General features: G+C 71.8%; 5 protein-coding genes. 3 read left to right on the top strand and 2 right to left on the bottom strand.

All coding sequences use genetic code 11. The features are described 5' to 3' along the window. The first annotated feature begins 123 nt into the window (after positions 1-123). Entirely contained in the window at positions 124-4,668 is a 4,545-nt protein-coding gene (locus OOZ19_RS23155) for a cation-translocating P-type ATPase (RefSeq protein ID WP_266092254.1), read from the top strand. Between the two features lie 596 nt (positions 4,669-5,264). Further along, the gene (locus OOZ19_RS23150) at positions 5,265-6,518 is read left to right on the top strand and encodes a glycosyltransferase 87 family protein (RefSeq protein ID WP_266092253.1); all 1,254 of its coding nucleotides are present in this window, start codon (positions 5,265-5,267) and stop codon (positions 6,516-6,518) included. Positions 6,519-6,528: 10 nt separating this feature from the next. Here the strand turns inward: OOZ19_RS23150 and OOZ19_RS23145 are convergent, their stop codons facing one another. Both OOZ19_RS23145 and OOZ19_RS23140 read right to left on the bottom strand, forming a co-directional pair. Beyond that, positions 6,529-7,470, bottom strand: coding sequence for an EamA family transporter (locus tag OOZ19_RS23145; RefSeq protein ID WP_266092252.1), 942 nt, complete (start codon positions 7,468-7,470; stop codon positions 6,529-6,531). A 54-nt stretch (positions 7,471-7,524) separates the two neighbouring features. Then, on the bottom strand, positions 7,525-8,427 hold the full coding sequence (locus OOZ19_RS23140; RefSeq protein WP_266092251.1) for an MIP/aquaporin family protein: 903 nt from the start codon (positions 8,425-8,427) through the stop codon (positions 7,525-7,527). A 516-nt stretch (positions 8,428-8,943) separates the two neighbouring features. Here OOZ19_RS23140 and OOZ19_RS23135 point away from each other — a divergent pair. Further along, complete coding sequence (locus OOZ19_RS23135; protein ID WP_266092250.1) at positions 8,944-11,754, top strand: aconitate hydratase; 2,811 nt, start codon at positions 8,944-8,946, stop codon at positions 11,752-11,754. Positions 11,755-11,761 lie beyond the last annotated feature (7 nt).

The following is an 11,761-nucleotide window of genomic DNA, read 5'->3' as shown; positions in this document are numbered from 1 at the left end:
GCCCCGCCCCCTCGCGGGCGCCCGCGGATGCCGGGGCGGCCTCGCGCGAACCGCTCCCCGGCCACCGCCTGCGGATGAGCCCGCCCCGGTAGAGCCACCACCCCGCGCCCAGAGAGGGAACCCATGCCGCTCGGCACCTTGCTGTCGCGAGCCTCGCAGGTGGCCGTCCCCGTCCTCGACGCCGTGCGCACCTTCGGGTCCGCACCGCTGACGCGGCGGGCCTACTCCCAGGACGGCCGCACCCACCTCGAGGTGCGCGGCCTGCACGTGCCCGAGTCGGCCGACGCCGTGCGCGACCTGCGCACCCGGATGTCCGAAGTGGACGGTGTCCGCGAGGTCGAGGTGAACGCGGTGCTGGGGCGGGTCACGGTGCACCACGATCCCGGCGTCGCCGGGCGCGCAGCGCTGGACGGGGTGGTCGACGACGTCGAACGCGACCACGGGCTGCACGACCTCGGCCGCGCACCCGCCGGTGCCGCGCACCCGGGCAACGCCGACGCGCTGCTGCGCGACGTCGGAGCGCTCGGGCTCAGCGTGCTCGGGCTGGGCTACACCACCGTCGCCTCCCTGCTCCCGTTCCAGCCCGGCTCGCCGCTGGTGCCCGCCGCGGTCTCGCTGGCCGACTCGGTGCCGTGGCTGCGCGCCGGCGCCGAACGCACCCTGGGGCGTTCCGGCACCGACGCCGCGCTCGGCGTGGGCGGTGCCGTCACCCAAGGCCTCTCGCAGAACCCGCTGGCCGTGTTCACCGACCTGTCGTCCCGGTTCTGCTCCGCGCGCGAAGTCATCGCCAGGCGCCAGGCGTGGACCCGCTGGGAGCGCGCGACCCACTCCGGCTCGCACGAGTCCACCGCGTTCGACGCCCGGCCACGCCCGAACGCGCTGCCCGACGGACCGGTCGAGCAGGTCGCGAACCTCTCCGGCACGTTCGCCCTCGGCGGGTACGGCACCGTGCTCGCCGCCACCCGCGACCATCGGCGCGCGCTGGCGACCATGCTCGCCGCGATCCCCCGACCGGCGAAGAGCGGCCGGGAGGCGTTCGCCGCGCAGCTGACCACCGCACTGTCGGCCCGCGGCACCGTGGTGTTCGAGCCGAAGTCGCTGCGGCGCCTGGACCGGGTCGACGCCGTCGTGCTCGACGCGCCCGCGTTGCTGACCGGACGGCGGATCGTCGACGAGGTGCTGCCGTGGGACTCCGACGCGGACGGGGCCCGGCTGTTCGCGCACGCCGCCGAGCTCGTCGACCCGGAACGACCCAAGGCGCACCAGCGCAGCGGCAAGTGGTCCTGCGCCCCGCTCGACCGGCACGGCACGAGCGTGCCCTCGCACCTGCACGAGCCGATGCGCGCGCACCGCGACCACGGCGCGACGCTGCTCCTGCTCTGCAGGCACGACGAACCCGCCGCGGTCGTGGCCGTCGCCGACGAGCTCGACCCGCTCGCCGAAGCGCTCGTCGACGCTGCCGGCGCCGCCGGGACCGTGGTGCTCGCCGGGATCGGCAGCCGCCTCGACCGCAGGCTCTCCGTGGACGACGTCGTGCACGGCGGCACCCGGCTGGCCGGCTCGGTGCGCCGGTTGCAGGAGGACGGCCGGGTGGTCGCGCTGGTGTCGCCACGCGGGCATTCCGCGCTGGCCGCCGCCGACGTCGGCATCGGACTCACCGAGGCCGACAAGCCCACGCCGTGGGGCGCTGACCTGCTGTGCCCGAACCGGACCGAGGCGTGCGCGGTCCTGTTCGCCACCGCCGAAGCGCGCGCCGCGAGCAAGCACGCCGCCGCGCTGTCGGTCGGCGGCACCTGCCTGGGCGTGCTGTTCGGCGCGCTCGGCCCCTCGCTCGGCGCACCCTCCCGCGCGAGCATGCCGGGCCACGCGGCGAGCCTGTTCGCGATCGGCACCGGCACCTTGGCCGGGATGCAGGCGGGCAACCGCCCAGCACCCGCGCCGCGGCAGCGCACGCCGTGGCACGCGCTACCGGGCAAAGCCGTGCTGGGTCTGCTGGACAGCTCGGTCGACGGCCTCACCGGCGCCGTCGCGCACCGTTGGCAGCACTCCCAGCCGCAAGCGGGCGGCCGGGACTCCGGCGTCGCGGGGGCCACGCTGGAAGGACTGGTCAACCCGATGACACCGGTGCTGGTCGCGGGCGCCGTGGTCTCCGCGGGGCTCGGTTCGGTCGTCGACGCGGTGCTGATCACCGGCGTGCTCGGGGTCAGCGCCCTGGTCGACGGGGCGCAGCGGGTCGCGACCGACCGGGAACTCGCCCGGCTGCTCGACGCCGGGCAACTGCCCGCGCAGGTACGCAGGGGCGGCGAGACGATCACCGTGCCCGCCGACCGGCTGGTGCCCGGCGACGTCATCGAACTGCGTTCCGGCGACGGCGTGCCCGCCGACTGCCGGGTGCTGGAGGCGGAGTTCCTGGAGGTCGACGAGTCCAGCCTCACCGGGGAATCGAACCTCGTGGTCAAGACGCCCGAGGCGACCACCGCCGCCGCGCTCGGCGACCGCACCGGCATGGTCTACCAGGGCACCACGGTCGCCACCGGAACGGCGACCGCCGTCGTGGTGGCCACCGGCACCGCCACCGAGATCGGCCGCACCACCCAGGACGACGGTCACGCCACCGGCGGCGCGGGCGGCGTCGAAGCGCGGCTCGCGGAACTGACCCGGCAGATCCTGCCGCTGTCCATCGGAGCAGGTGGCGTGCTCATGGCCGTCGACCTGCTGCGCGGCACCCCGCTCGCGCACACCGTCGGGCGAGCCGTCGGCCTGGCCGTGGCCGCCGTACCGGAGGGCCTGCCGTTCGTGGCGACGCTGGCGGAACTGGCCGCCGCGCGCAGGCTCTCCCGGCGCGGCGTGCTGGTGCGCAGCCCCGCCACCATCGAAGCGCTGGGCCGCGTCGACGCTTTGTGCTTCGACAAGACCGGAACCCTCACCCAAGGCCGGATCACCCTCGGCCAGGTCTCCGACGGCAGGCACAGCAGCACACCGGATCAGCTCGACACCGCCGAACGCGCCGTCGTCGAGGTCGCCGTGCGGGCCAACCCGCAGGCCGACGACGACCAGCCGCTGCCGCACCTCACCGACCGGGCCGTGCTCGAAGGGGCGCTGGCGGCCGGCATCGACCCCAACGGGCGGGAGGTCCTCGCGGACCTGCCGTTCGAGCCCTCCCGCAGCTTCCACGCCACCCGCACCCGCGGCGAGGACGGCATCGCGCTGCACGTCAAGGGAGCACCGGAGGTGGTGCTCGAACGCTGCGCGCGGTGGCGGGGCACCGAGGGCCACCGGAACTTCGACGCCGCCGCGCGAACCGAGGTGGAGCAGGAGATCGAACGCCTCGCGCTGCGCGGTTACCGGCTGCTCGCGGTCGCCGAGAAGTCCACACCGGACGAAACCGGGTCCGAACTGGACGACTCCGATGTGGACGGACTGGACTTCGTGGGGCTGCTCGGACTCGCCGACCCGGTGCACCCCACCGCCGCGGAGGCCGTCTCGCGGCTGCGGCGCGCCGGGGTCGACGTCATCATGATCACCGGCGATCACCCGAGCACCGCCGAGGCCATCGCCGCGGAACTCGGCATGCTCGGCGGCAGGCGGGTCATGCACGGGGCGGAACTGGACGAGCTCGACGACGAGGAGCTGGCCGCGGAACTGCCCGCGATCTCCGTGTTCGCGCGGGTCAGCCCGGCGCAGAAGGCGCGCATCGTGCGGCTGCTGCGCGCCGACGGGCGCACCGTGGCGATGACCGGCGACGGCGCCAACGACGTGCCCGCGATCAAGCTCGCCCACGTCGGCATCGCGCTCGGCTCCCGGGCCACCTCGGCGGCGCGCGAATCCGCGGACCTCGTCGTCGCCGACGACCGGATCGAGACCATCACCGACGGCATCGTCGAGGGCCGCGGCATGTGGGCCTCGGTGCACGACGCGCTGTCGATGCTGCTCGGCGGCAACCTCGGCGAGATCGGCTACGCGGTGGGGTCCGGGTTCTTCGGCGGTGGCGCGGGGCTCAACGCCCGGCAGCTGCTGGTGGTGAACATGCTGACCGACGTGCTGCCCGCGATCGCCATCGCGGTGCGCCCGCCACCGCACGCCACCCCGGAGCGGCTGCTGTCCGAAGGTCCGGACGCGTCGCTGGGCACGGCGCTGACCCACGACGTGTACCTGCGCGCCGCCGCCACGGCCGGTGCCGCAGGGCTCGCATGGGCGCTGGCCCGCCCGGTGTCCACGCCGGGGCAGGCCCGCACCACCGGACTGGTGGCGCTGGTGTCCGCGCAACTCGCCCAGACCCTCGCGGTGCGCGGTCGCACCCCGCTGGTGCTGGCCTCCGGCGCGGTGTCCTTGGTGGTGCTGTTCGGGGTCGTGCAGGTTCCCGGCGTCAGCCACTTCTTCGGCAGCAGTCCGCTACTACCACACCAGTGGTGCCTCGCGATCGGATCCGCGGTCGCTTCCACCACAGCCGTGGTGATGTGGCAGCACCTACCTGCACCGAAGGAGTCCGCGGAGCCCCGCGCACTGCCCGCGGCGACGGAGGAGGACCCGGCCGCCCTCACCGCGGAGGGCGAAGCAGGCGACGCCGTGGAGGGCGCGGTGCTGCCCGCGGATCCGGCCGCGCACCGGAACGGTTCGGTGAGTCGCGCTCCCGCGGGTTCCCGGCCGCTGGTCGCCGCGCCCCAGTGAGCGGGCGGGCGGCCTCGGCCCGCCTCGGCGGTCCCCCCACCAGGTGAAACGGCGGATTTTCCCCGCCGCTTCACCTGCTCGTCACCCGGAACCAACCCGGTCCTCACTCCCGACCGGCACCGTCGGGGCGTACGAGCAGGATCCGAGACGGCAGAAAGCGCACCCACCATGAACTTCCTGACGACCCTGCTGACCAGCGTGGCCGTGGCACTCCTCGAGGGGCTCATCGTCCACGCCGCCAAGACCGCCTACCAGCGCATGCTCCGCACCCACGCAGCCTGACCCGAGGCCCGCCAGGAGCGGGGCACCGACGCTTCAGCCGACCGGAGAGGACCGCGCGGTTCGGCGACCGAGGCGAGCAGGATCCAAGAAGGAAAAGAGAACTCGCGTACGCGCAAATTCTCGTTACGCTTTAAATCTTTTCAGGATGAACATCCTTACCGGTACATCCCGCCCATTTTCCACCCGTCGACCATCCCAATGAATATCGCGATCCGCGATCTCGGTTGACAGCCGCACAATTGTTCGCTATTCAATTCACGAGCCAGAAAACGCTGGCCACGAGCGATCGATGCGAGTCGTCACCGAGGACGCCGATGACCGAGAACAGGTCGCGCGAGCACGACTCCACCCGAGTCGACGACCGCGTCGAAACAATCCGCGCGCGCCCGTCCGCCGAGGACGGGCGGAGAACAGCGCCCTGGTTCGCCGTCGCGGTCCTGGCCTACGCCGTCGTCGTCAGCACCGCGTTGGCCGTCGTCATCCCCGAAGCCGCGCTCGTCGGCGACCCCGAATGGGGATTGGATTACCGCGTGTACGCGCGCGCCAGTCGGGAATTGTGGACCCCGGCGCTGTACGAACCCCGGCCCGAACTGCCGTTCCTCTACCCGCCGATCGCCGGGCTGCTGTTCGCCGCGCTGCGGTTCACCCCGGAGGCCCTCGGCCACGCCGTGCTCAACATCGCGACCGTCGCCGCCACCGTGACGTCGACGTATTGCGTGCTCGATCGGTACGACTTCGGGACCCGCACCCAGCGGCGCGCCCTCGCCTTCGCCGCAGCCGGTTTCTTCTCGCTCACGACACCGTGGCGCACCGAACTGGTGCTCGGGCAGATCAACTCGATCCTGCTGGCCGCCGTCATCATCGCGGTGACGCGCACCGGTGACAGGGCTCGGGACGGCGTCCTGCTGGGAGCGGCGACGTCGATCAAGCTCGCCGCCGGAATCGTGGTGCCGGGATTCCTGCTCGCCCGGCGGTGGCGGACCGCGGCAGGCGCCGCCCTGACCTTCCTGGTCAGCGTCGCGATCGGCGTGCTCGCCCTCGGCGACACCGCGGTGCACTACTGGCTCGATGTGCTCCCGAGGATGTCGAACGGGCCGGTGCGCACCGAGATCTTCAGCCAGAACCTCGCGGCGGCGCTGTCGCGGCTCGGCTTGGCCCCGCCACTCGGGTGGGGACTGCTCGCCGCCTCGACCGTGCTCGGTCTGAGCATCGCCGTCCGGCGGCGGGACCACCTCACAACCGTTCTGGTGCTGGGCATGGCGGGACTGCTGGCGCAGCCGGTGACCTGGACCCACCACTGGGTGTGGCTCGGGCCTGCCGCCCTCGTCCTGCTGGTCGGAGTCGCACGGTGCGCGCACCGCCTCCGGTGGGCGTGCTGCCTGGTGCTGCTGCTCGGCACGATCCTGTTCCCGGTGGGCTACGCGCTTCCGGAGCACAGCCTGTCCGGCAGCGGGCTGAGCATCGGCCAGGCGCTTCCGGCGTCCGGCTACGCGCTGCTCGGCCTCGCGCTGCTCGTGCTGATCCCGCTGTGCCCCACCGGCCGACGCTCGCAGGGCGCCACGACCTGACGCGCGCGGATCAGACCTCGACGGGTTCCGCGGTGGGTTCGGGCTCGGGTGCGGAGCGCTGCGCGATGAACGCGCCCGCGAGCACCAGCGCGCCCCCGGCCAGCTGCCACGGCCCCACGTGCTCGCCGAGCAGCAGCCACGCCAGCACCGTGGCGACCACCGGTTCCAGGAACGCGACCGCGCCCGCGACCGGCGGCGAGAGCCGCCGCACCGCGACGATGCCGGTGAGGTAGGCCAGCACCGTGCTCACCAGCACGACCCAGCCGACCACCAGCAGTGCGGGGAACGGAGCACCGGCCAGCTGCACCGGCCCGCCGAGCAGCGCCCAGTCCAGCTCCCAGGGCCGGGCGATCACCGTGACGATGGCGGTGCCGATCAGCAGCCCGTAGGAGGCCAGCGCCCGCGGGTCCACGTCGGCGGAGCTGTCGGACAGCAAGAAGTACCCGGCCTGGCACCCGGCGGCGGCCAGCGCGAGCAGCAGCCCGACGGCGTCGAAGCGCAGGCCCGCGGCGATCTCCACCACGCACGCCAGCCCGACCAGCGCGAGCACCGTGCCGATCGCGGCCTGCTTGGTCACCGGCGCGCGCCGGACGAACCGGATCCAGCCCAGCACCAGCACCGGCCCGAGGAATTCGATGAGCAGCGCCACCGCCACCGGGATCGAGGCGATGGCCGCGAAGTAGAAGGTCTGCACGCCCGCGATGGCGAACACCCCGTAGCCCAGCAGCAGCCACGGCGCCCGCCGCAGCACCCCGGCGTGGCGCACCGCGAACGGCAGCATCAGCAGCGCGCCACCCGCCAGCCGCATCCACGCCACCTGCAACGGGGTGAACCCGGCGTTGATCAGGGGTTTGGCGAACGGGCCGGATCCGCCGAAGCAGAACGCGGAGAGCATCGCGGCAGTGACACCGGCGGTCTTCGGGTCGTGGAGCGGATTGCGCACGCCGATCATCGAAGCACAGTCGGGACCGGGACCGGAGGCGTTGGTCTCGACAAGCCGGGCGGCTCAGCGCTCGTCGGATTCCGCTCCCGGCACGCGCCCCGGTTCGGGCGCCGTGTCCCGCGCCGCCAGCACCTTGCCGATGAACGCGTCGTAGATCAACGCCCCCAGCACACCGCCGATGAACGGCCCGACGATGGGGATCCAGAAGTAGAAGCTGAACCACTGGTAGGTGCCGGGCAGCGCGATCTCCCCCCACCCGGTCAGATACGCCCACAGGCGGGGCCCGAAATCGCGGGCCGGGTTGATCGCGTATCCCGCGCTGACCCCGAAGCTCAGCCCGATCGCCGTCACGACCATGCCGATCAGGAACGGCCCCATGTTCGACGCGGGCGCCGAGTTCCGGAGATCGATCAGCGCGCAGATCAGCGCGACGAGGATCGCGGTGCCCACGACCTGGTCCAGCAGCGGTCCCAGCCAGGAGGAGCCGAAGTACTTCGCCGGGAAGGTCGCGAAGATGGAGAACGTGTCCAGCGATTCGCCGCGGCCGACGCCCGCTTTGGCGTTGAACGCGTCGATCGCCCACCGGTAGCAGGAGAACACCACTCCGGCGGCGAGGAACGCGCCGACGACCTGGGCCACGACGTAGGGCACCACCTTGCGCCACGGGAACGACCGGCGGACCGCGAAGGCGAAGGTCACGGCCGGGTTGATGTGCGCGCCGCTCACACCGCCCGCGATGTACACGCCGAACACCACGGCGAACCCCCAGCCGAACGCGATGATCAGCCAGTTCGCGGGCCCGAAGGCGTCCTCCTGCCTGCCCGAGCCGGGCAGACCGGCGAGCGCGACGGCCACGGACCCGCAGCCGAGCAGGATCAGCACGAAGGTGCCCAGGAATTCCGCGGACAGTTCACCGCCGAGCCCGGAGGCGAACTTCGAGCGGGATCGCTCACGTGTGGCCATCATTCCCCCTGCGCGGCACGGGCTTTCGCCGATCGCATGCCGATGGTGTTCTGTCACGACGCCTTGCCGCATCGAGCGTAAATCCGCGACTCGGGGCGTGCCCGCCATTGACCGGGCATCCGGAATCCGGCCACGCACCGCTACTGCGACTGCGCCGGATTTCTCGAATCGGTGAGTTCGGAGCGCCGAGGGCATCACTCTCGGGAGGGAGGTCGTGACCGGGCCGGCGCGCCGCGAACACCTGTCGGCCGCCCCGTCCCGACACCCCGGGGTGAAACGTGATCTCTCGCACGCTTCCGGAAGGTTCCGCGCGGGATTTCACCGGAAAAAACGAGGTTGTGCGCGAACCGGAACATCGAGCGGCCGATTCGGACGGCCCCGGCCTTGAGCGGATTTACAGGACAAGCGTACTGTTACGGCCACCAGACCGTCGAGGTGTGCGCGCACGCTCGGCCGACGTGCGCGAGACTCGCGGTCGTTCCCGAATTGACTTGCGCCCGTCGCGAGATGGAGTTGAACGTGACTGCACCTGCGAGCAAGGACAGCTTCGGTGCCCGCGGCACGCTGAAGGTCGGTGACGCCTCCTACGAGGTGTTCCGGCTCAACGCGGTCGACGGCGCGGCACGGCTGCCCTACAGCCTCAAGATCCTGCTGGAGAACCTGTTGCGCACCGAGGACGGTGCCAACATCACGGCCGACCACGTGCGCGCCCTGGCGAGTTGGGACTCCCAGGCGGAGCCCTCGACGGAGATCCAGTTCACCCCCGCGCGGGTCATCATGCAGGACTTCACCGGAGTCCCCTGCGTGGTCGACCTGGCCACCATGCGCGAAGCCGTCGCCGAGCTCGGCGGTGACACCTCGAAGGTCAACCCGCTGGCTCCGGCCGAGATGGTCATCGACCACTCGGTGATCATCGACGTGTTCGGCAGGCCGGACGCCTTCGAGCGCAACGTCGAGTTCGAGTACGGCCGCAACAAGGAGCGCTACCAGTTCCTGCGCTGGGGCCAGGGCGCCTTCGACGAGTTCAAGGTCGTCCCGCCGGGCACCGGCATCGTGCACCAGGTCAACATCGAGCACCTGGCCCGCACCGTGATGTCCCGCAACGGCCAGGCCTACCCGGACTCCTGCGTCGGCACCGACTCGCACACCACCATGGTCAACGGCCTGGGCGTGCTGGGCTGGGGCGTCGGCGGCATCGAGGCCGAGGCCGCGATGCTGGGCCAGCCCGTCTCGATGCTGATCCCGCGCGTCGTGGGCTTCAAGCTCACCGGTGAGATCCCCGCGGGCGCCACCGCCACCGACGTGGTCCTCACGATCACCGAGATGCTGCGCCGCCACGGCGTGGTGGGCAAGTTCGTGGAGTTCTACGGCTCGGGCGTGGCCTCGGTGCCGCTGGCCAACCGCGCCACCATCGGCAACATGAGCCCCGAGTTCGGTTCGACCGCGGCGATCTTCCCGATCGACGACGAGACGATCCGCTACCTCAAGCTCACCGGCCGTCCGGCCGACCAGGTCGCGCTGGTCGAGACCTACGCCAAGGAACAGGGCCTCTGGCACGACCCGGACCACGAGCCGGAGTACTCCGAGCTCCTGGAGCTGGACCTGTCCACGGTCGTGCCGTCCATCGCCGGGCCGAAGCGCCCGCAGGACCGCATCGAGGTCTCCGACGCCAAGCCGGCGTTCCGCAAGTCGCTCACCGACTACGTCCAGGTGCAGAACGCCGACGACGCGGCGCTCGACGAGGCCGGCGAGGAGTCCTTCCCGGCCAGCGACCCGGTCTCGGTGACCCACCACGGCGAGGGCGACAAGCCGCGGCTGGTCTCGGCCGCCGACGGCGCCTCCGGCCGTCCGACGAACCCGGTCAAGGTGTCCTCGGACGAACTGGGCGAGTTCGAGCTCGACCACGGTGCCGTGGTGATCGCCTCGATCACCTCCTGCACCAACACCTCGAACCCCTCGGTGATGCTGGGTGCCGCGCTGCTGGCCCGCAACGCCGTGGACAAGGGCCTCACCCGCAAGCCGTGGGTGAAGACCTCGATGGCGCCGGGTTCGCAGGTCGTCACCGACTACTACGAGAAGGCCGGTCTCTGGCCGTACCTGGAGAAGCTGGGCTTCCACCTGGTCGGCTACGGCTGCACCACCTGCATCGGCAACTCCGGCCCGCTGCCGGAGGAGGTCTCCGCCGCGGTGCAGCAGAACGACCTGTCGGTCACCTCGGTGCTGTCGGGCAACCGGAACTTCGAGGGCCGGATCAACCCCGACGTCAAGATGAACTACCTGGCCTCGCCGCCGCTGGTGATCGCCTACGCGCTCGCCGGCACGATGGACTTCGACTTCGAGACCGACCCGCTGGGCCACGACCCCGAGGGTCAGCCGGTGTTCCTGCGCGACCTGTGGCCCTCGCCGCAGGAGGTCCAGGAGACCATCGACTCGGCGATCACCCAGGAGATGTTCACCAAGGACTACGCCGACGTCTTCAAGGGCGACGAGCGCTGGCGGGCGCTGCCCACGCCGGAGGGCGAGACCTTCGACTGGGACACCGAGTCCACCTACGTGCGCAAGCCCCCGTACTTCGACGGCATGGGCATGGAGCCGAACCCGGTCACCGACATCTCCGGTGCCCGCGTGCTGGCACTGCTGGGCGACTCGGTCACCACCGACCACATCTCCCCGGCCGGTGCGATCAAGCCGGACTCCCCCGCGGGCCGCTACCTCAGCGAGCACGGCATCGACCGCAAGGACTTCAACTCCTACGGGTCGCGCCGCGGCAACCACGAGGTCATGATCCGCGGGACCTTCGCCAACATCCGGCTGCGCAACCTGCTGCTCGACGACGTGCAGGGCGGCTACACCCGCGACTTCACCCAGGACGGCGCTCCGCAGGCGTTCATCTACGACGCCGCGCAGAACTACGCCGCGCAGGGCACGCCGCTGGTGGTGCTGGGCGGCAAGGAGTACGGCTCCGGGTCGTCGCGCGACTGGGCCGCGAAGGGCACCAGCCTGCTGGGCGTGCGGGCCGTCATCGCCGAGTCCTTCGAGCGCATCCACCGCTCGAACCTGATCGGCATGGGCGTCATCCCGCTGCAGTTCCCGGAGGGTTCTTCGGCGAAGTCGCTGGGCCTGGACGGCACGGAGACCTTCGACTTCTCGGGCATCACCAAGCTCAACGACGGTGAGACCCCGCAGACGGTGAAGGTCGTGGCCACCAAGGCCGACGGGTCGGCCGTGGACTTCGACGCGAAGGTCCGCATCGACACCCCCGGTGAGGCGGACTACTACCGCAACGGCGGCATCCTGCAGTACGTGCTGCGCAAGATGATCCGCTCCTGATCACCTG

The organism is Saccharopolyspora sp. NFXS83 (assembly GCF_026241095.1).
GTDB lineage: Bacteria > Actinomycetota > Actinomycetes > Mycobacteriales > Pseudonocardiaceae > Saccharopolyspora_C.
The sequence above is the reverse complement of the archived record's forward strand: the minus strand, read 5'-3'. Positions and strand labels throughout refer to the sequence as shown.

Excerpts from the sequence above, each read along its gene's own strand:
- OOZ19_RS23150 (WP_266092253.1), top strand. The coding sequence starts at position 5,265 with ATGACCGAGAACAGGTCGCGCGAGCACGACTCCACCCGAGTCGACGAC.
- OOZ19_RS23140 (WP_266092251.1), bottom strand. The coding sequence starts at position 8,427 with ATGATGGCCACACGTGAGCGATCCCGCTCGAAGTTCGCCTCCGGGCTC.
- OOZ19_RS23155 (WP_266092254.1), top strand. The coding sequence starts at position 124 with ATGCCGCTCGGCACCTTGCTGTCGCGAGCCTCGCAGGTGGCCGTCCCC.
- OOZ19_RS23145 (WP_266092252.1), bottom strand. The coding sequence starts at position 7,470 with ATGATCGGCGTGCGCAATCCGCTCCACGACCCGAAGACCGCCGGTGTC.